General features: G+C 39.9%; 19 protein-coding genes. 12 read left to right on the top strand and 7 right to left on the bottom strand.

The window, feature by feature from the left end:
* Nucleotides 1-264 precede the first annotated feature (264 nt).
* Together HGR01_RS12370 and HGR01_RS12365 are read left to right on the top strand one after the other, a co-directional pair.
* Nucleotides 265-2,391 carry a chemotaxis protein CheA gene (locus HGR01_RS12370; protein ID WP_045871673.1) on the top strand — a complete coding sequence of 709 codons (2,127 nt, stop codon included), beginning with the start codon at nucleotides 265-267 and terminating at the stop codon, nucleotides 2,389-2,391.
* 68 nt (nucleotides 2,392-2,459) lie between these two features.
* On the top strand, nucleotides 2,460-3,176 hold the full coding sequence (locus HGR01_RS12365) for a Uma2 family endonuclease (protein WP_045871674.1): 717 nt from the start codon (nucleotides 2,460-2,462) through the stop codon (nucleotides 3,174-3,176).
* A 164-nt stretch (nucleotides 3,177-3,340) separates the two neighbouring features.
* Here HGR01_RS12365 and HGR01_RS12360 read toward each other — a convergent pair whose 3' ends face one another.
* Complete coding sequence (locus HGR01_RS12360) at nucleotides 3,341-4,195, bottom strand: HIT family protein (RefSeq protein ID WP_045871675.1); 855 nt, start codon at nucleotides 4,193-4,195, stop codon at nucleotides 3,341-3,343.
* A 135-nt stretch (nucleotides 4,196-4,330) separates the two neighbouring features.
* On the opposite strand from HGR01_RS12360, the gene HGR01_RS12355 reads away from it, so the two are divergent.
* From HGR01_RS12355 to HGR01_RS12345, 3 genes are all read left to right on the top strand, one after another.
* Nucleotides 4,331-5,209 (top strand): aminotransferase class IV, encoded by an 879-nt coding sequence (locus HGR01_RS12355; RefSeq protein ID WP_194007824.1) that lies wholly within the window; start codon nucleotides 4,331-4,333, stop codon nucleotides 5,207-5,209.
* A 227-nt stretch (nucleotides 5,210-5,436) separates the two neighbouring features.
* Nucleotides 5,437-7,275: an ATP-dependent zinc metalloprotease FtsH3 gene (gene ftsH3 / locus HGR01_RS12350; protein WP_045871676.1), complete on the top strand. Its 1,839-nt coding sequence runs from the start codon at nucleotides 5,437-5,439 to the stop codon at nucleotides 7,273-7,275.
* Between the two features lie 502 nt (nucleotides 7,276-7,777).
* Nucleotides 7,778-8,050, top strand: a complete 273-nt coding sequence (locus HGR01_RS12345) for a GlsB/YeaQ/YmgE family stress response membrane protein (RefSeq protein WP_045871677.1) — start codon at nucleotides 7,778-7,780, stop codon at nucleotides 8,048-8,050.
* Nucleotides 8,051-8,453: 403 nt separating this feature from the next.
* On the opposite strand, the gene HGR01_RS12340 is transcribed toward HGR01_RS12345, so the two are convergent.
* The gene (locus tag HGR01_RS12340) at nucleotides 8,454-8,636 is read right to left on the bottom strand and encodes a CsbD family protein (protein WP_045871678.1); all 183 of its coding nucleotides are present in this window, start codon (nucleotides 8,634-8,636) and stop codon (nucleotides 8,454-8,456) included.
* A 311-nt stretch (nucleotides 8,637-8,947) separates the two neighbouring features.
* On the opposite strand from HGR01_RS12340, the gene HGR01_RS12335 reads away from it, so the two are divergent.
* On the top strand, nucleotides 8,948-9,817 hold the full coding sequence (locus HGR01_RS12335) for a TIGR02587 family membrane protein (RefSeq protein WP_045871679.1): 870 nt from the start codon (nucleotides 8,948-8,950) through the stop codon (nucleotides 9,815-9,817).
* The gene (locus HGR01_RS12330) at nucleotides 9,814-10,215 is read left to right on the top strand and encodes a TIGR02588 family protein (protein WP_045871680.1); all 402 of its coding nucleotides are present in this window, start codon (nucleotides 9,814-9,816) and stop codon (nucleotides 10,213-10,215) included. The genes HGR01_RS12335 and HGR01_RS12330 overlap by 4 nt, the downstream gene beginning before the upstream one ends.
* A gap of 173 nt (nucleotides 10,216-10,388) precedes the next feature.
* Here HGR01_RS12330 and HGR01_RS12325 read toward each other — a convergent pair whose 3' ends face one another.
* From HGR01_RS12325 to HGR01_RS12315, 3 genes are all read right to left on the bottom strand, one after another.
* Nucleotides 10,389-11,156 carry a ChaB family protein gene (locus tag HGR01_RS12325; RefSeq protein WP_045871681.1) on the bottom strand — a complete coding sequence of 256 codons (768 nt, stop codon included), beginning with the start codon at nucleotides 11,154-11,156 and terminating at the stop codon, nucleotides 10,389-10,391.
* 167 nt (nucleotides 11,157-11,323) lie between these two features.
* Complete coding sequence (locus tag HGR01_RS12320) at nucleotides 11,324-11,863, bottom strand: Dps family protein (protein WP_045871682.1); 540 nt, start codon at nucleotides 11,861-11,863, stop codon at nucleotides 11,324-11,326.
* A gap of 342 nt (nucleotides 11,864-12,205) precedes the next feature.
* Nucleotides 12,206-12,565: a hypothetical protein gene (locus HGR01_RS12315; protein WP_045871683.1), complete on the bottom strand. Its 360-nt coding sequence runs from the start codon at nucleotides 12,563-12,565 to the stop codon at nucleotides 12,206-12,208.
* A 1,128-nt stretch (nucleotides 12,566-13,693) separates the two neighbouring features.
* Here HGR01_RS12315 and rbsK point away from each other — a divergent pair.
* Nucleotides 13,694-14,617, top strand: coding sequence for a ribokinase (rbsK, locus tag HGR01_RS12310; protein WP_045871684.1), 924 nt, complete (start codon nucleotides 13,694-13,696; stop codon nucleotides 14,615-14,617).
* A gap of 1 nt (nucleotide 14,618) precedes the next feature.
* Nucleotides 14,619-14,762, top strand: a complete 144-nt coding sequence (locus HGR01_RS12305) for a hypothetical protein (RefSeq protein WP_155539384.1) — start codon at nucleotides 14,619-14,621, stop codon at nucleotides 14,760-14,762.
* Between the two features lie 24 nt (nucleotides 14,763-14,786).
* On the opposite strand, the gene HGR01_RS12300 is transcribed toward HGR01_RS12305, so the two are convergent.
* Nucleotides 14,787-14,975: a hypothetical protein gene (locus tag HGR01_RS12300; RefSeq protein WP_168160998.1), complete on the bottom strand. Its 189-nt coding sequence runs from the start codon at nucleotides 14,973-14,975 to the stop codon at nucleotides 14,787-14,789.
* Nucleotides 14,976-15,140: 165 nt separating this feature from the next.
* Nucleotides 15,141-15,572, bottom strand: a complete 432-nt coding sequence (locus tag HGR01_RS12295; protein ID WP_045871685.1) for a nucleoside deaminase — start codon at nucleotides 15,570-15,572, stop codon at nucleotides 15,141-15,143.
* An 18-nt stretch (nucleotides 15,573-15,590) separates the two neighbouring features.
* Between HGR01_RS12295 and HGR01_RS12290 the strand changes: the two genes are divergently transcribed.
* The 3 genes from HGR01_RS12290 (at nucleotide 15,591) to HGR01_RS12280 (ending at nucleotide 19,613) form a co-directional block, all read left to right on the top strand.
* Nucleotides 15,591-16,514, top strand: a complete 924-nt coding sequence (locus HGR01_RS12290; protein WP_045871686.1) for a nucleoside hydrolase — start codon at nucleotides 15,591-15,593, stop codon at nucleotides 16,512-16,514.
* 354 nt (nucleotides 16,515-16,868) lie between these two features.
* On the top strand, nucleotides 16,869-17,579 hold the full coding sequence (locus tag HGR01_RS12285) for a hypothetical protein (protein WP_045871687.1): 711 nt from the start codon (nucleotides 16,869-16,871) through the stop codon (nucleotides 17,577-17,579).
* Nucleotides 17,580-18,209: 630 nt separating this feature from the next.
* Nucleotides 18,210-19,613 carry an NAD(P)/FAD-dependent oxidoreductase gene (locus HGR01_RS12280; RefSeq protein WP_081584062.1) on the top strand — a complete coding sequence of 468 codons (1,404 nt, stop codon included), beginning with the start codon at nucleotides 18,210-18,212 and terminating at the stop codon, nucleotides 19,611-19,613.
* The last annotated feature ends 16 nt before the right edge of the window (nucleotides 19,614-19,629 follow it).

Below are 19,629 nucleotides of genomic sequence, written 5' to 3'. Positions count from 1 at the left end.
AATTGAGGTAACTCCAAGATTGCTAAGATGAGAATTATTGAAAATTGCATCGCTGATACTTTTAACATTGTCTAGGTTGATGCTAACCCTTTTTAAGTTTGGATTTGCAGCGCAAAGCTGGCATTGGATTTCTTTGCTTTCGTTATTAAGTTTAGCATTATATTTTCAGCATTTATGGCGATAAACATCTCTCATGAGAGAGATATATATTGATTTTGGCAGGTTATTAGTATTAAAATAAAGAATTGGCAATCTATTATTACAATGGAGTTAACAGAGATAGATGATGACATAGAAGCATTTCTCGTTGAAAGCTACGAGAATCTCGATCAAATTGAACGTGACATTATTGAGCTAGAGAAAGAATATGGAAATGGTGAATCGTTAGTCAGGATTTATCGCTCACTGCACACCCTTAAAGGTAATTGTGGCTTTTTACCGTTTCCTAAGTTAGAAGCGCTGGCTCATGCGGCGGAAAGTTTGTTGTCGAGTCTGCGCGAACGCACTTTAGCCATTACTCCTCAAATCGTCAGTACGTTACTCCAAACAATCGACAGTATCAGACAGATGTTGTCTGCGATCGCAACGACAAGAAAAGAAAGCGATCGCGATTATGCTCAACTGATTGAGAAAATCACCGCATTACAACAAACTCAGCCAGCAGCAACCTCCCCAGCACCGCCAACTGTAGAATTCGATGGCGATTTGGAAGATTCCACCCAGACAACCTCAGAATCTCATATCCGCGTCAATGTGGGGTTGTTAGATCAGGTGATGAATTTGGTAGGCGAACTGGTGTTAGCGCGTAACCAAGTTATGAGATTATCTACCAAGCTCAAAGATAGCGACTTGACTGCGGCTTGCCAACGCTTAAACGGAATTACAGGCGAATTGCAAGAACAGGTGATGAAAACTCGCCTCCAACCAATAAATAGTATCTGGCAAAAATTTCCCCGAGTAGTTCGTGATTTAGCGATCGCTTCTGGTAAACAAGTTGCAGTGGAAATGGCGGGGATAGATACAGAGCTTGATAAAAGTATTATTGAAGCCATCAAAGATCCTTTAACGCACTTAATCCGCAACTGTGTAGATCATGGGATTGAGTTCCCCGCAGAACGCACAGCTAAGGGTAAACCTGCTGTGGGGAGGTTATTTCTGGGAGCTGCTTACGAAAACGGTAAAGTCAATCTAGAAATTAGCGATGATGGTAGGGGACTCAACCCCGAACGCCTCAAAGCGCGATCGCAACAACTGGGATTAGTCAGCGCCACCCAAGCAGCAACGATGACTGACTCAGAAGCAATGAACTTAATTTTTTTACGTGGCTTCTCTACCGCCGAACAAATCACCAACCTCTCAGGAAGAGGGGTAGGAATGGATATCGTCAAAGACAATATCGAAAAAATTAACGGTAGCATCGAAATTGAAAGTCAGTTAGGACAGGGAACCACATTTAAATTAAAAATTCCCCTGACATTGGCGATTATTTCCGCCTTAATTATTAGCAGTGGCGGCGATTTTTATGCCATTCCTCAAGGAAATCTCCAAGAACTAGTTCGCCTGGAAACAGAGCCAGGACTAAAAAATATTGAGATATTTTATGATGTTCCCGTGTATCGCTTGCGGGGTGAACTTATACCGTTAATTTACCTCAATCAAATATTACAAATTAGTACTACTAACAGCGAACTGCTGAGTATAGTGATTATTCAAGCTGATAACTATCGCTTCGGCTTGGTAGTAGATAGCATTGAAGATATTCAAGAAATCGTCGTCAAACCCTTAGGCAAACAATTAAAGCATATCTCCTTATTTGCTGGAGCCACAATTTTAGGAGATGGAAAAGTCGGATTAATTATTGATGTCGTCGGTTTAGCCAAGCAAGCTGGTGTCAGCGCCACATATCAGCAGTTAGCGAATGCTACAGATGTCAGTATTCCAGAAAGCGATCGCCAAACTCTTTTACTGTTTACAGGCCCCCAAGACGCACACATGGGTATTCCTTTAGCGATCGCATCTCGACTGGCGGAGATTCCCGCAACTGCGATTGAGAAAGTCGCTAATCAGTTGGTTGTGCGGTATGACAAGCAAATTTTACCGCTAATTGATCTACATACTATATTTGGCGATCGCACCTTTGATAATCTAGCAATAGAAACCGAGACATTATCAATTATTATTGTCTCTCCCTATCCAGCAGTAAGCGTAGCGTTAGTAGTTGATCACATTCTTGATATTGTCGAGGAAGCGCTGACAATTAAAGGTATACCTAGTAGAGAAGGTATTTTATTCTCTACTGTAATTCAAGGTAAAATCACAGAAATTCTGGATATGGAAGCGATAATTAGGAAGACAAATCCTTATTTATTACAACTAGTAAATTCTCGATAATTTTTGACGCATTCGACGTTAGTTATTCTCGCAGGGTATAATTTTTGTGAGTTTTGGGAAAATCAGCCATGTTAAACTACAACCTGCCGAGGTACTTGCCTTCTGCTGAAGAATTGCCCGACTCTGACGATACACCTGTGGATAATGAACTGCAAGAATTAATACCAGGCTTATTAAAAGCAATACTGCTAATTCTTTGGTCAGAACGCATGGACTGGTTCTTTGGCGTAGATATGGGTATTTATCATCACCCAGATGAACCGCCCATTGTACCCGATGGCTTTCTGAGCTTAGGAGTAGAGCGTTTTTATGATGAAGAATTACGTCCCAGTTATGTGTTGTGGGAAGAAAATGTTCTACCTATTTTAGTGCTAGAGGTAGTTTCCCAAACTTATCGCAAAGAATACACTGCTAAGTTACAACAATATGCAGAATTAGGTGTACTTTACTACGTAATTTATGCTCCTCGCCGTCGTCGCAAAGCGCGTTTAGAAGTATATAAGTTAGTTAATGGTAGTTATGAATTGCAAGCCGGAAACCCAATTTGGCTACCAGAAATTGGTTTAGGAATTGGTTGCGAAAGGGGAAACTATTCCGGTGTAACGCGGGAATGGATGTATTGGTACAATGAGCAAGGAAAGCGTTATCCTACGCCAAAAGAACAGATTCAACAAGAAGTACAACGCGCGCAGCAAGCAGAGCAACGCGCTCAACAAGCAGAACAACGCGCTCAACAATTAGCAGAAAAATTGAGAGCGCTGGGTATAAACCCTGATGAGCAATGACTATTACCAATTACCAATTACCAATTACCAATCAAATAGATATAGGACTCATATTTGATTTTTGAAAAAAACTAAGTACACTTTTATTTCTTCTTCCCTGTTCCCCGTTCCCTGTTCCCTCTTCCCTCCCTACGCAAATAATTTCTCCGAATCAAAGCGGATTCCTATATCTTTTTAGGAATCACATTTCTCATCCCACTTTTAACACCTACAGTATCACCTTTGTAACGCGGGATAATATGGATACTGACGTGCATCATATTTTGACCTGCGGCGCGATTGACGTTGATTCCCACATTAAAGCCATCAGGATTAAATTCTACTTTGAGCATTTCTTGGACTTTGTTGACCATAAACCAGCAAGCAGATTGTTCTTTAAATGGTAGGTCGAAATAATTGCTCACATGGCGTTTAGGAATAACTAAAATATGTCCTTTACTGAGGGGATAGCCATCAAAAATTGCATAAGCAGTTGCGGATTCTGTTAATAGTTTTAAATGTGTATAGGGATTGCAAAATAGACAATTATTGGAGGAGTTGCGTTGGTGATTGTAATGCCGATATTCATAAAACTCCCGAATGTCATCTAAATAAATAGAATTGAAAGGAAGTCTTACAATACATTGATATGTAGGTTTTTTATGAACGTAATGTTCTCTAAAACCTTCTTTTTTGATATCTCTCCTCACTGCATAATAAGCTTTACCTCCTGGCTGCAATAGATGTGCTACTTCCATGAGTACGCTAGCTTGTTCTTCAGAAAACAACACATTTAATACATAAAAGCAAATGATTGTGTCAAATTTTTCTTGAGGATATTGGGGACAATAATAAGGGTCATAACCTGTAATATCACAGCCTTTGTCCCGCAATATTTTCACATCATTACCAAAGCCACAACCAAAATCTAATATTTTGCCTTGAAGCAGGTTTTGATTTAATAAATATTGTGCTGGAAATGACAAGCTAGTTCTTTCTATAGCGGTGAGATGGCTAAATATATTTTTTTGCTGTTTCATGAAATTCCGCTTTTCTTGGCTTCTGATACATCTCGTTGTTATTAATACGGAGAGAGAAGGCACAAGGAGAAGCTAATTATTATACTCTCGTCTTTAGTTAGTCGTCAGCACCATACTTTGATTTCTTCCCTTGGGATGGAAGAAGTACTAGAATCAGCCGTAATAGTTGCTGAGGAAAGACGAATTTATCTGATTTACTGGTACAACGGTCAATTAATTGAATCCCAAACCCTAGAATTAAACATTAACGATCCAGGGTTACTTTATGGGGCGACGATTTTTACTACGATGCGGGTTTATGAGAATTCGCTGGATAGTAGATTAACTCACTGGACTTTACATTGCGATCGCCTACTATTCTCTCTCAAAACTTTTGGTTGGCAACAACCAGACTGGAATCGGATACGTCAAGGTGCGGAAATGCTGCTACAACATTTCCCCATTCTCAGAATTACCCTATTCCCTGATGGACGGGAATGGATAACGGGTAGGTTATTACCAGAAAATTTAAGTGAAAAACAAGCAAATGGAGTAGTTTGCGCCATTGTCAGTGCAGAATACGATCGCACTCTGGCTTCTCATAAAACTGGTAATTACTTAAGCCCTTGGTTAGCCAGAAATAGCAGCCTAACCTCATCTGCTCAAGAAGCGATTTTAGTCGATCAAGCAGGAAATTGGCTAGAAACCAGCACTGGTAACCTTTGGGGTTGGCGTGATGGTTGTTGGTGGACACCGCCTTTAGCTGAAGGAATTTTGCCAGGAATTGTGCGATCGCAACTTGTAAAATGGCTGCAATCCCAGCAGCAACAAGTAAAAGAGGAACCCTGGACAATGGAGTTAGTCAAGGAATTTGCAGCGATCGCCTACACTAACTCTGTGGTGGAATTCCTCCCTATCCATACCGTTCACCAGCCTGCTGGGTCGCTACAATATAATCCTCACCATTCTAGTTTTCAATTGCTCAGGAGTTTTTTTAGCATGACAACGTCACCATTTTGGTATACGTTAAGATAAGTTAACATAATTCTTAAAAACACCCTCTCTTTTAGAGACGTTACCAAAAGGTGGCAAAACAGCCCAGTTCTGCTGAGAATGGGACGTAAAGTTACCTCAAGGGGAAACCCTGCTTCGCCACAGTCATGAGTGATTTACTCAGAGTCATTCATAAAAAATGACAAGGAACGAATAACAAATGACAAATAGAAGCGATCGCACGAAAAATATTAGGAGGATTGACCTCAGTGAATAAAAGATGGAGAAACGCGGGGCTGTACGCACTGCTCTTTATAGTTGTAATTGCTTTAGGAACAGCATTTTTTGATAAGCAACCCCAAAGCCGAGAACCATTACGCTACAGCCAATTTATTCAAGAAGTTGAAAAAGGCAGAATAGATAAAGTCAGTTTAAGTGCAGACCGTTCTACAGCCCTGGTTACATCTAGAGACGGTAATAAAAAAGTAGTCACATTAGTCAATGACCCTGACTTAATTAATACTCTTACTGCCAAAGGCGTTGATATTTCTGTTTTGCCTCAAACCGACGAAGGATTTTGGTTTAAGGCATTAAGTAGCTTATTTTTCCCTGTATTGCTTCTAGTTGGCTTATTTTTCTTACTACGTCGTGCTCAAAGTGGCCCTGGTAGCCAAGCTATGAACTTTGGTAAGTCTAAAGCCAGAGTGCAAATGGAACCTCAAACTCAGGTTACTTTTGGTGATGTCGCTGGTATTGACCAAGCCAAGCTGGAATTAAATGAAGTCGTAGACTTTTTGAAGAACGCCGATCGCTTTACCGCCGTTGGTGCCAAAATTCCTAAAGGTGTATTACTCGTTGGCCCTCCAGGGACAGGTAAAACCCTCCTAGCTCGTGCGGTTGCTGGGGAAGCTGGTGTACCATTCTTCTCTATCTCTGGTTCCGAGTTCGTAGAAATGTTTGTGGGTGTGGGTGCTTCCCGCGTCCGTGACTTGTTCGAGCAAGCCAAATCTAATGCTCCCTGTATCGTCTTCATCGATGAAATTGACGCAGTAGGTCGTCAACGGGGTGCTGGTTTAGGCGGTGGTAACGATGAACGGGAACAAACCCTCAACCAGCTACTTACCGAAATGGACGGCTTTGAAGGTAACACTGGTATCATCATTATCGCGGCTACCAACCGTCCCGATGTACTAGATGCAGCGCTGTTGCGTCCCGGTCGTTTTGACCGTCAGGTAGTAGTAGACCGTCCCGACTATGCTGGACGTAGCGAAATTCTCAAAGTTCACGCTCGTGGTAAAACCTTAGCTAAAGATGTGGACTTAGACAGAATTGCTCGCCGTACCCCTGGTTTCACTGGTGCAGATTTATCCAACTTGTTAAATGAAGCCGCAATTTTAGCAGCACGGCGGAATTTAACTGAAATTTCGATGGATGAAATCAACGACGCAATTGACCGCGTGTTAGCTGGCCCAGAGAAGAAAGACCGCGTCATGAGCGAAAAGCGCAAGACTTTGGTTGCATATCACGAAGCCGGTCACGCCTTAGTGGGTGCGTTGATGCCAGATTATGACCCAGTACAAAAAATTAGCATTATTCCTCGTGGTCGTGCAGGTGGTTTAACTTGGTTTACTCCTAGCGAAGACCGGATGGATACTGGCTTATACAGCCGCGCTTATTTGGAAAACCAAATGGCAGTAGCTTTAGGTGGCCGGATTGCTGAAGAATTAATCTTTGGGGAAGAAGAAGTTACCACTGGTGCTTCTAATGACCTACAACAAGTAGCCCGTGTTGCTCGTCAAATGATCACCCGCTTTGGAATGAGTGACAAACTAGGGCCCGTAGCTCTGGGTCGCCAGCAAGGTAATATGTTCCTTGGCCGCGATATCATGTCAGAGCGTGACTTCTCAGAAGAAACAGCAGCTGCCATTGATGAAGAAGTCCGCAAACTGGTAGATGTAGCTTATGCTCGCGCCAAAGAAGTATTAGTCAATAACCGCCACATCCTCGACCAAATCGCGGATATGCTGGTTGACAAAGAAACAGTAGATGCCGATGAATTGCAAGAAATTTTGGCAAACAACGATGTCAAAACTGCCGCTTTTGCATAAGCGATCGCCTCTATAATTTAAGATTTAAATAGGGGTAATTCTGGAGTCTCAGAGTTACCCCTATTTTTTTTTACCAATTACAAAGGGTAAAGGTTAAGGGGTAAAGGGGAAAGGTTTTTATCCCTTGCCCTTTTCCCTATCCCTCACCTAACATTTTTGGGTTAGTAACTACTACTAAAGAGCCAAACAATATATGAAAATTGCTGGTTATGCTAAATTTTGTTTACTCTGTTACGTAATTGTATGTGACATTTTGCGAGTTTTTAGTAATCTTAAGTTGCGAAAAAAATTGGATATCTATGTTGCTTAAATAGTACCAATACCAAGCCTAGAATTTATTTTTTGGGGGGTTATTTGCAGAATTTACTCTAGGTATATATCGCAATTTATTTTTTTAGCAGTATCAGGCAATTTTTTTTTACAATTTATACTTATCTCTTATGGCAGAAGTCACTTTAGACTGTAATCAATAACCTAGTAGTTACATTTGGTACAGAATATTATGAACCTTCTTGCTTGGGTTGTTCTTGGTATTATTGCTGGTGCTATAGCTAAAGCTATTTACCCAGGTCGTCAAGGTGGCGGAATTCTTTCGACAATGGTTTTAGGTATAATTGGTGCTTTGATTGGAGGAACTTTAGTTTCTTTCTTGAGTCCACCAGGAGCAACATTTGCTGCTGCTACTCTCAGTATTCCTAGTCTAATTATTGCTGTCATTGGCGCAATAATTGCTATTTTCTTATGGGGCTTAATAACTAGTCGTAGCAGTTATTAAGCACATAATATTAGGCTCATGGCTAGAGTTAACCTATTACCTTTCTTAAGAACAATAGAACTCCACTTTCTTTACAGAAATGGAGTTCTACAATTCATTCTAATTCTTTATAATTTAATACCTGTATTTCTCACAAGCAGCAGATATAGCAGATGTAGGTTGAGTTAAGCGCTGCGCTTAACCCAACATGGATGATTAAAGCTTAACCTATATTTCTGTGTTGGGTTTCCTTACGTCAACCCAACCTACTAAACTACTAAACTGGTAAGAAATTGGGGAGTAATAAATTGTAAAGCTAGAGGCATTAGATTTTGTCAACCTTCTATAATTACGAATTATGAATTACGAATTACGAATTCCAAACTAGTATCAAAGGTTGCACCCAACATTGGGATCTAGAGAACTAATCTATCGCCTTTTTCAGTTCATCTTTAATGTTTTCGGTGGTGTGTGTAACTTGGGCTTCAGCTTGCTTTGCTTTACCTTCAGCTTTATCTGCTGGGTTACCAGTTACTTCTCCAATGACCTCTTGAACTTTACCTTCGATATTTTTGGCGGTAGCTTCTACTCTGTTTTCAATACTCATAAGTTTTTACCTGCACTCTTAGTTAAGTTGAATTATTAGTAACAGAAATAATTTAGACTAAAAAATAAAACCTTTGCATCTGTCAGGAGAAAGTAAATTATTTTCTATTTTTATCTACCCAAGGTAGATGCGAAATTAGCAGCTTCTATAATAAATAATAAAAATATTCCTAAATCATAAATCAAATAAAGCTTTGGGCGTAGCTAACACCCATGATTGAGTAAGCGATCGCTCCTGCTTGCTACCGAATTAATTACTTATTTTAGACTAACAATAATTCAGTAAGTAATAACTGAAAGGAAAATTTAGTAGTGTCTAAAAAATATCGTCAAAAAAATATATGGAAAAGTGAGATTAATGACATCATTAGAGGTACTTGTGGAGGCTTTTTGTTTGGTATTCCCTTGTTGTACACAATGGAAGTATGGTGGATTGGATCGCTAGCAAAACCAGCCATGATGATGTTAGCGATCGCATTAATGTTTATTGGCGTGTTCTTAGTTAACCAGGCAGAAGGCTTCCGCAAACGCAGACATGGTAGACGAGCTTACGAGGATATAATAGATACTATAGAAGCAATGGCGATCGGGCTAGCTTGCTCTAGCTTTATGCTATTTTTATTACAAGAACTGACACCGCAAACTTCTCTGAGAGAAGCACTAGGCAAAATCATCTTTGAAAGTGTACCATTTACTCTTGGTGTAGCATTAGCTAATCAATTTTTAGGGGATACTGATAGTACCAATACTGAAAGGCAAACAACTCAGAAACAATGGAGTAACTTACACGCCACCCTCTCCGATTTAGGTGCCACTCTTATTGGTGCGACCGTAATTGCATTTAACATTGCCCCCACAGATGAAATTCCCATGCTAGCAGCCACAGTATCACCTCCGTGGTTACTAGCAATAATCGCTACATCACTAGTGATTTCCTATGGCATAGTGTTTCAGGCAGGTTTTTCCGACCAGCAAAAGCGCAGACAGCAAAAAGGAATTTTTCAACGCCCATCAAGCGAAACCATTATGTCTTATTTAGTTTCACTGTTAGCCGCTGCGTTGATGCTGTGGTTTTTTCAAAAGTTGAGTTTGAGTGACCCCTGGACAATGTGGTTAGATCACACTTTAATGTTAGGGTTACCTGCAACCATTGGTGGTGCAGCTGGCAGGTTAGCAATATGAATAATCAAGATAACCAGCATGAAGAGCGATCGCTTGCTGAATGGCTCACATTTACTGCTGCTTCATTTATTATCACAGTAATTATCGGATTGGTGGGATTTACTTGGCTAAATGACAAAAATCAACCCCCCATAGTATCCATCATCAACAAACAAAGAACGCGCCAAATTAATGGACAGTTTTATGTCCCTTTTGAAGTGATCAATAAAGGTGGAGATACAGCCGCATCAGTACAAATCATCGCTGAGTTAGAAATTAAGGGCAAAGTTACAGAAACCGGGGAACAACAAATAGACTTTTTATCTGGCGGTGAAACAGAAGAAGGAGCATTTGTATTTAGCCAAGACCCCAACAAAGGTAAGTTAACTATCCGCGTTGCTAGCTATAAATTGCCCTAGCACTGGAAGAGACGCGATTAATCAAGTCTGAACGAAATTAAAATCCAATTATATATTTTTTGGCGTTATTTACTATGTATTAGCGCTTAGTTATTTTTGATAAAATTGCAGATAAAAACAGATAAATCTGCATTCATCTGTTTTCATCTGGATTTATTATTAATTTTCAAAAATCAAGCTTCTACCTTAGACTTTGACCAAACACCATTTTCATCTTCATCAAATTGCTGACGCACTGCATCCCAAGCCGCTTGTTCAGATGTGAATTCGTCGCTAGTTTCAGCGAGGGTGACGTTATAGCGTTCAATAAAAGTGCGCTGTGCTTCATTCGATAAATGCGAGCGAACTTCTGGCGATAAATCTTCTGGGCGATTGCAAGGGCCAGGACAAGGACGAGCTAAGATTTTCTCATTACTGTGAATTTCTTCACCGCCAGCACTTTCTAATAATAATTGAAATTCGCCAGTGCGATCGCTTGGGACTTCTGCCATCAATAAAAACTCGCCAGCTTGTAAGCGGGTTTGGTAAATTGTGGCCTTATCTTCCGGCATTCCTAAAGCCGTAAGAACTGATATTAATCCCGCACCAGCACTACCTGCGATCGCACCTGTTGCAGCCCCCAGTAATACCGCACTAATGGGGCCAGCTGCGACAATTGGCCCAACAAACGGAATGAACAGCACACCTACACCCGTAAGCAAACTGAGAAAGGAACCAAACAAGGAACCAAAAATTGCTCCCGTTCTTAAACCTCCCAAAATCACATCTCTTTTGGTAATAAACCCAGCAATTCGAGTTTCTGATTGAAAGTTTCTACCCAAAACAGAAATATGATCTCTCGGTACGCCTCGATCTAACAAACGCCGAATTACATCATCAACTTGCTTCTGTTCTTTAAATACAGATGAAATAGTACGTTCTGCTATATAGGTTTCTGCCACTTGAATCTCCTTAAATCTTTTTATTGCAATTTTTTATATGTTTGTGATTGGGGAAAGGTGAAGGGTAAAAAGGGTAAAGGATTAATTGCAACCTTTACCCTTTCGATCCTTTTCAGTTAAAACAAAACTTGTCGCGCTTATCCCTAACCCTGAACCTGCTTTATTAGCTATACACCTACAGGAGTTTGAGTATCAGCTGCTGAAGGTTTACTGGTTGCTTCCAATGCTTGTCCTTCAATAAAGGAGCGCAGCATCCAAGCAATCTGCTCATGTTCTTCCATCAATCCAGTTAAAAAGTCAGCAGTTCCTTCATCATTAAATTCTTCGCTAGAGCTATTCACATGCTCTCTCAGGTTACGAATTACCTGCTCATGATCTTCTACTAGTTGAGCTACCATTCCTGTAGCTGTCGGAACTTGTCCAGCTTTTTCTTTCAGGGTAGCAATCTTTAAAAATCCCTCTAATGTCCCAACAGGGTAACCACCCAAAGTCCGAATCCGCTCTGCTATGGCATCAATATTTTCAGTTAGTTTCTCGTAGTGTTCTTCCCATAGTTGGTGCAGAGTACGAAACTGAGGGCCAACAACATCCCAGTGATACTTTTTAGTTCTAACTAACAGCACATAAGAATCTGCTAAATCTTGATTGAGCAAATTAATGACACCTTGACGCTGTTGTTCTGTTAATCCTATGTTTGGTTTAGGCATAACTTTCTCTCTTTTGGCGAACTTCTTTATTAAGTGTCCAAATTTCAGCCTTAAACTACATCAGCCTACAGAAATAATGTTAATTATTTTTAATTTCAATGAAATAGTTGATTTTTCTGCTTATAGGCAGATGCTTAAATATTAAAATTTGAACTAGTTATTATTGTTTTTTATTTACTCATAGATTATAAGAAGCATCTTGAATCTTCACGATTATCAAGATGCTTCTTACATTCAGAGATTATAAACTATTTGGGAAAATAACCCGATGCTAGCTTAGATTTAAAACCAGGAGAGCATTATAATTTAGGCTTAGACTATTAATCTGAGCCTAAAAAAGGCTTACTTCTTGCCTGTTACTTTTTCCAAAAAGTTTTCGATATTATCTTCTACTGAAGTTGAACTGGTGGAATTTTCAGGGCGTTTCATTTTGTCAATATCTGCATCACCCTGAACTTCATTCAGTCCTTCATTTGATTTCTTTTGAACTTCTTTCAATCCAGGGGGGTTAGATCTGCTTACTTCGTCAGTCTTGCGTTGAGTTTCCAGAAGTTGTGTAGTGGCTTCTTCTGGATTGCTTTGATAGCTATCAATTGCAAAAGCAGGGAATGCATTAGATACAAAGAGCAGTGTGCAGGTAAAAGCGAGAACTAAAAAACGTACTGGACGTAAGATGGATGAAACCAAAGCAATAATTTTCATTTGTATTCCTCAATAAAAAGCGTCAAAAACGCATAATTTGTACTTCAAAACAGATGCATATACCTAAATTCAGTTAATTGAAAACTCCCTTTTTTTAGATATGCTTTCATCTGTTTTTTTACTGATAAACCTAGCGGAGAAATTAACTTCTTTATAACTTGAATAACAAATTAATTTATAATAATTCTTATTCAAAAGTTATATGACATTTGAAGTTGTTAACTCTTCGTCTGAGGTTCGATAATTTATTTTTACCCTGATTTATTAAAGCTTGCATCAATCTGGAGAATGAAAAGTAATTAGCGAATTCCGGTGATAAAATCACTCTCTAGGCAGAGCAGGCTCATTTATTCAGTCGATTTAATGTAATTCTTTGATTAATTATGTAATTTACAATAATGATTAACTAGTATTATCTATAGCCTAAATATTAATATCGTAAATTATTACTTTCAATTGTCATTTGGTATTTGGTGTTTATATTCAAATACAGTTCAGTTAAGCAAATGAATGGATCACAAAACCAAAAAACAGAATAATAATTTTGGAGGGGGTTTGGGGAACGCAACCGTCACCCAATAGGGGATTTGGGGGAGAATCTCCCAATTGAGCTGGCTTCTTTATATAAGTGATAAATCAATTGCTAATGAGCTTAACCCAAGCGTATTGGTTTATATTCCTCATCCCCCATTACCCAGACTCTAGTATGGGAACATACAAGTTCTAAATTTTTTCCGGAATGGGTCACAAGCATCTTGTATACACATACATACAGAACCTCTTATACAGAAACCGGGGCAATAAAGCTATAAAGCCCCATGTACAATTCTTCTCTCAAAGCCGCCCCATAGTTAGTTTAGGGCGGTTTTGATATATGTAGGGAGCTATGGTTAAATTTTTAGTTGTGCAAGCAAGCTGGGAGTTTAATTAATTATTCTTAGCTAAGTTGTTACGCGGTTGAGAAACGGAAACCTCATCTGTAAAACTGAATGAAGGTGACTATGCGAAAAATACGGTTATTTATCGCCTCTAGCCTCGATGGATATATTGCGAGAACATCAGGCGAAGTAGATTGGCTATTTACAGCCTCTTGTAGGATGAGGCTAAATCACCTTTTACATCAGCATTATGAGTATTATTGTTTTTGGTAGCATCAATATTGATTTAGTCGCCACAGTACCTAGATTGCCAAATCCGGGAGAAACATTATTAGGACATAACTTTGTGCAAGTTCCCGGAGGTAAAGGTGCAAATCAAGCTGTTGCACTGGCACGTTTGGGAATTCCCACTCACATGGTTGGGCGTGTAGGTACAGATAGTTTTGGCTCAGAATTACTATACAATTTACAAAACTCTGGTGTAGAAACTGAAAATGTTTCTATTGATGAAAATGTCAGTTCGGGAGTAGCTGCGATCGCAGTCGATGATAGAGGTGAAAATCAAATCATTGTGATTCCTGGTGCGAATGGGCGTGTCAATCAAGAAGATGTAGAGCGATTGTCTGATTTATTACCAAATAGCACCGCAATACTTTTACAATTTGAAATTCCACTGGCTGCTGTGGTGGCTGCGGCGAAAGCAGCGCATCAAGCAGGAGTAAAGGTGATTCTCGACCCTGCACCCGCACAATCTCATGTGCCAGATGAACTTTATTCCCTAGTAGATATCATTACACCCAATGAGGTGGAAGCAGGGCAATTAGTGGGGTTTCCTGTAAATAACGAAGAGTCAGCAAAAGCAGCCTCTGCGGTTTTATTGCAACGGGGCGTTAAATGTGCGATCGTCAAACTCGGCGCTAAGGGCGTTTTTTGTGCCACTGCTGAAGAAAGTTTCTTTGTCCCAGTCTTTCCCATTCAGGTTGTAGATACAGTTGCGGCTGGTGATGCTTTTAATGGTGGTTTAGCTGCTGCGCTTTATGAAGGGCTTGCTTTACGCCAGGCGGTGGTTTGGGGTGCGGCTGCAGGTGCTTTAGCTGCGACAAAATCAGGGGCGCAAACTTCCTTACCTGATAAGTTAACGTTTGATGCGTTTTTAAAGGAGAGGGGAGTTTAGTTTGGGGATGAGGGAGATGAGGGGGATGAGGGGGATGAGGGAGATGAGGGAGATGAGGGGGATGAGGGGGATGAGAGAGATGAGGGAGATGAGGGAGATGAGGGGGATGAGGGGGATGAGGGGGATAAGGGAGATGAGGGGGTAAAAGATTGGCTATTGGCTACTAAAATTACATTGCATCCGGATGCATTAACAATGTGACTCGATACAATGGCATTGCATCCCGATACATTAACAATGTCAGCCAATACAATGGCATTGCATCCGGATGCATAAACAATGTCAGCCGATACAATGGCATTGCATCCTGATACATTAACGATGTCAGCCAATACAATGGCATTGCATCCCGGTGCATTAATATAGCACGTTTATATTTCCAAGCAAGGGAGACTGAGTAAGGTAGGGAGCAGGGAGCAGGGAGCAGGGGAGAAATAATTAATGACAAATACCCAATTCCCAAATGACAAACGACAAATAACAAACGACAAATGACAAATGACAAATGACAAACCCCAAATAACTACTTCCCAATATCCTCATTCCACAATTCGGGATTCGTTTCGATAAATTCGCTCATCATTTGTTCGCATTCATCTAGACCGAGATCAATTACTTCTACGCCGTGAGATATCATAAATTCTTTAGCACCTGGAAAGGTTCTCGATTCTCCGGCGATGACTTTTTTAATGCCAAATTGCACGACTGCGCCAGCACATAAGTAGCATGGCATTAAGGTTGAATAGAGTGTTGTACCTCTGTAGTTACCAACTCTTCCGGCGTTGCGGAGACAATCAATTTCGGCGTGGGTAACAGGATCACCATCTTGTACGCGCTTGTTGTGTCCTCTGCCGAGAATTTTGCCATCTTTGACAAGCACTGAACCAATGGGAATTCCCCCTTCTTGTCTACCTTGTTTTGCTTCTTGAATTGCAGCTTGTATAAATTCATCCATATATTTAATGCTCCTTGTATGTCCAAACAACTTGTATTAATGGATCACGATGGCGGTGTGGACGACTATCTAGCAACTATGCTGCTGTTGACGATGGATCATGTGGAATTACTGGGTGTGGTTGTGACTCCGGCTGATTGCTATGTGCAACCTGCTGTTAGTGCTACGCGTAAAATTTTAGACTTGATGGGATTTTCGCATATCCCGGTGGCGGAAAGCACGGTGCGGGGTATTAACGCTTTTCCTTATCTCTATCGCCGTGATTCTTTTGTAGTTGATCATCTCCCAATTCTCAATCAAAACGAAACCATGAAAACACGCTTGGTTGCAGAGACAGGGCAAGATTTTATGGTGAAGGTTTTGCGTGAGGCGACTGCACCAGTAACGTTGATGGTAACAGGGCCATTGACTACAGTGGCAACAGCTTTAGATCAAGCACCAGATATTGAAGCGAAAATTCAAAAGATTGTTTGGATGGGGGGTGCTTTAAATGTTCCTGGAAATGTAGAAAAAAATTGGGAACCAGGACAAGATGGTTCTGCGGAATGGAATGTTTATTGGGACGCAGTTTCTGCAGCGCGGGTGTGGGAAAGTCAAATTGAAATTATTATGTGTCCTTTGGATTTAACTAATAATGTACCCGTAACATCAGATTTAGTGCAAAAGATGGGAAAGCAACGTCACTATCCTATTTCTGATTTGGCGGGACAGTGTTATGCCTTAGTTATTCCCCAAGACTATTATTTTTGGGATGTGTTGGCGACGGCTTATCTAGGACATCCAGAATTTTATCAATTACGGGAATGGGAAACAGAAATTATTACTACTGGGCCAAGTCAAGGACGGACTAAAGTAGTGTCTGGTGGGCGCAAGATTTATGCAATGGATCAAGTAGATAAAGAAGCTTTTTATGCTTATATCTTGCAACAATGGGCAAGGTAAATTGTTTTCAGGGAAAAGTAGCATCTTAATGTCAACAGTTAGTCATCTCTCCCAGGGTAGAAATAAAAATTATTTTTCTGCATCACAAGAATCAGAATTTATTAGGAATAATTGAGCTGTTTAAAGTGAAAAACGAGACTTTTAGGTTATATAGCCGCTAAAAGCTTTTAATATCTATTAAATTGCTAACTTTATAGATTATTTTCTTGATGCTTCTCAGTGAGAAGATTATACTCTCATGGGATTTTTTTAACATTTAAATTTCAACAAACTAAATGTTAAATCCAAGTTAAATAATGATTAATTAAATTTAAAATACTGATATTGATGTTTCGCTTTTAGGAAATTACATTAGTGAGACTAGCGTTATTTATTTCTCCGCGAAGAGTTGGCATACTTCTGACCATAGTAGTCATAGGACTAAGCATTATCAGCTTTGCTGGACAGTTTTCTACCTATGTTCTTGGTCATGGTAGAGTTTTTGGATTAGTCAGGTTGTTCGATGTGGGGCAGGATTCTAATATTCCCACTTGGTATTCATCTATCATGCTATTATTTTGTTCGCTGCTCTTAGCATTAATTGCTAAATCTCAAAAGACGGCCCGTACTCGCTACATCTTACATTGGAAAGTTTTAGCGGCTATTTTTTTGTATATGTCTATAGATGAAGTAGCGATGATTCATGAGAATGCAGATATAATTTTAGGATCACACATTAGCAGAACTGGGTTTCTTCACTTCGGTTGGGTTGCTGTTGGTATTCCCCTAACAATTATTTTTGTGTTGTCTTATCTCAAATTTTTGACTCATCTTCCAAAAAAAACAAGGCTTTTATTTGTGGTTGCTGGTACTATTTTTGTTAGCGGTGCCATAGGTGCAGAAATGTTTGCTGGACGACATAACGAGATATATAATTTGGATCTAACCTATGCAATGATTACAGCTGTTGAAGAGTTCTGCGAGATGTTCGGCATTGTTGTTTTTTTATATGCTTTGCTTTCATACATCAATGAACACTTGCAAGAAGTTAACTTTAGTATCAAAGAAGCTGTACAAGCAAAATGAGCGCTATTAATGGTGCAGTTCTAAAAGTTTCATTTCTGTTAAAAGACAATTAGTCAACTAGTAAGTTTAGAGTTATTTAAAGCAGGGTGTAATACCAATTATTTGAATGAAGTCTGCCATATTTGATTACTGTAAAAAATTTAGCGATCGCCTTCGCAGATTGAGACAATTAGGACTTACGCACGAGTGCAGCGACGTAATCGCCTGAGATTCTGGGATTGCTTCCCTACAGTTCGTTCCGGTCGCAATGACAAATTTTGCTTGCAGAAAATCTTAATTTTTTAAAATGGTTGACTTCAAATTATGTCGAAAACCAATGAGAAAGAAATATTTAAGCATTTCTAGGGATGCGTTACGCGATCGCTAACGCATCCTACGTGAATTTCAAAATTAAATATGAGTCTGATATTGGCATTGCTGATGTATGTCATAAAAAATACGGTTTTTGTAGCAAAAATCAGCTAATAAAGGTCACTGGCTGAAAGCGATCGCAGAATTTTACAATTTAGTAGCTTTAGCTACTTTTCTGATTTTTTTAATTGTTTTTAAAGAAACCGCAATTTATATCAAAATCCTGTTACATATTTGTTAAGAATAGTTACAGCTTCTTAACAGAAGGAAATATGTCTTATGACAAGCAAACTTGAAAAGAAAGCACCACATCAAGTGGTCATCATTGGCGGCGGTTTTGGTGGACTATATACAGCAAAGCATCTTGCTAACGCAAATGTAAACGTTACTCTCATCGATAAACGTAACTTCCACCTATTTCAGCCGCTTTTATATCAAGTTGCCACAGGTGCGCTCTCACCTGCTGATATTTCCTCACCATTGCGATCTGTATTCAGCAAAAGTAAGAATACACAAGTGTTGCTGGGAGAAGTAAGCGATATCGATCCCAAAGCACAAAAAGTTTTCTTGAACGATAAAGAAGTACCTTACGATACATTAATTGTGGCTACAGGTGCTAACCACTCCTATTTTGGTAAAGATAACTGGCAAAAATTTGCCCCTGGCTTGAAAACTGTTGAAGATGCGATTGAAATGCGTCGCCGGATCTTTGGCGCTTTTGAAGCCGCAGAAAAAGAAACTGATCCTGAAAAACGCCGTGCTTTGTTAACCTTTGTGATTGTGGGTGGTGGCCCTACAGGGGTAGAATTAGCAGGTGCGATCGCAGAATTGGCATACAAAACCCTCAAAGAAGATTTCCGCAACATTAACACCTCAGAAGCGAAAATTGTCTTATTACAAGGTGGCGATTACATCCTGCCACACATTTCACAAGATTTATCAGTAGTAGCAGCAAAATCTCTACGCAAATTGGGTGTGGATATTCAAACCAACACCAGAGTCACAAATATTGAAAATGACATCGTTACTTACAAGCAAGGCGACGAAATCACCTCTATTCCCTCAAAAACTATCCTGTGGGCTGCTGGTGTGCAAGGTTCGCCAATGGGGAGAGTTTTAGCAAAACGTACAGGTGTAGAGTGCGATAAAGCTGGACGTGTGATTGTTGAACCAGACTTGACTATCAAGGGTTATGACAACATTTTCGTCATCGGAGATTTAGGCAACTTCTCCCATCAAGATGGTAAACCCTTACCTGGTGTTGCACCTGTAGCTAAACAACAAGGTGAGTATGTAGCCACACTCATTCAACTACGACTCCAAGGTTATAATTTGCCACCATTCCATTACAATCACGTCGGTAGTTTGGCGATGATTGGGCAGAATTTAGCCATTGTCGATTTAGGCTTCCTCAAACTCACAGGTTTCTTAGCTTGGGTATTTTGGTTAGTAGTTCACATCTACTTCTTAATTGAATTTGACACTAAATTACTAGTAGTCTTCCAGTGGGCGTGGAACTATATCACTCGTAACCGTCGCTCTAGATTGATTACAAATCGCGAGGCTTTTGTAGAAATCAAAACTGTTACCAATCCTAATGCTGTTAACAATATCGTGGTTACTACTAGCGAGTTGCATACATCTAAAGATAAAGGTAATTTAGTTGGCAATACTACACCTTAAATTCAGTTTAACTCCT

The organism is Tolypothrix sp. PCC 7712 (assembly GCF_025860405.1).
Classification (GTDB): domain Bacteria; phylum Cyanobacteriota; class Cyanobacteriia; order Cyanobacteriales; family Nostocaceae; genus Aulosira; species Aulosira diplosiphon.
The sequence above is the reverse complement of the archived record's forward strand: the minus strand, read 5'-3'. Positions and strand labels throughout refer to the sequence as shown.

What these genes read in the sequence shown, in the direction of transcription:
- HGR01_RS12295 (WP_045871685.1), bottom strand. Translation starts at nt 15,572, where the DNA reads ATGGATGAATTTATACAAGCTGCAATTCAAGAAGCAAAACAAGGTAGA.
- HGR01_RS12300 (WP_168160998.1), bottom strand. Translation starts at nt 14,975, where the DNA reads ATGCACCGGGATGCAATGCCATTGTATTGGCTGACATCGTTAATGTAT.
- HGR01_RS12345 (WP_045871677.1), top strand. Translation starts at nt 7,778, where the DNA reads ATGAACCTTCTTGCTTGGGTTGTTCTTGGTATTATTGCTGGTGCTATA.
- HGR01_RS12340 (WP_045871678.1), bottom strand. Translation starts at nt 8,636, where the DNA reads ATGAGTATTGAAAACAGAGTAGAAGCTACCGCCAAAAATATCGAAGGT.
- HGR01_RS12330 (WP_045871680.1), top strand. Translation starts at nt 9,814, where the DNA reads ATGAATAATCAAGATAACCAGCATGAAGAGCGATCGCTTGCTGAATGG.
- HGR01_RS12360 (WP_045871675.1), bottom strand. Translation starts at nt 4,195, where the DNA reads ATGAAACAGCAAAAAAATATATTTAGCCATCTCACCGCTATAGAAAGA.
- HGR01_RS12365 (WP_045871674.1), top strand. Translation starts at nt 2,460, where the DNA reads ATGTTAAACTACAACCTGCCGAGGTACTTGCCTTCTGCTGAAGAATTG.
- HGR01_RS12290 (WP_045871686.1), top strand. Translation starts at nt 15,591, where the DNA reads ATGTCCAAACAACTTGTATTAATGGATCACGATGGCGGTGTGGACGAC.
- HGR01_RS12320 (WP_045871682.1), bottom strand. Translation starts at nt 11,863, where the DNA reads ATGCCTAAACCAAACATAGGATTAACAGAACAACAGCGTCAAGGTGTC.
- rbsK (WP_045871684.1), top strand. Translation starts at nt 13,694, where the DNA reads ATGAGTATTATTGTTTTTGGTAGCATCAATATTGATTTAGTCGCCACA.
- HGR01_RS12355 (WP_194007824.1), top strand. Translation starts at nt 4,331, where the DNA reads ATGGAAGAAGTACTAGAATCAGCCGTAATAGTTGCTGAGGAAAGACGA.
- HGR01_RS12280 (WP_081584062.1), top strand. Translation starts at nt 18,210, where the DNA reads ATGACAAGCAAACTTGAAAAGAAAGCACCACATCAAGTGGTCATCATT.
- HGR01_RS12370 (WP_045871673.1), top strand. Translation starts at nt 265, where the DNA reads ATGGAGTTAACAGAGATAGATGATGACATAGAAGCATTTCTCGTTGAA.
- HGR01_RS12315 (WP_045871683.1), bottom strand. Translation starts at nt 12,565, where the DNA reads ATGAAAATTATTGCTTTGGTTTCATCCATCTTACGTCCAGTACGTTTT.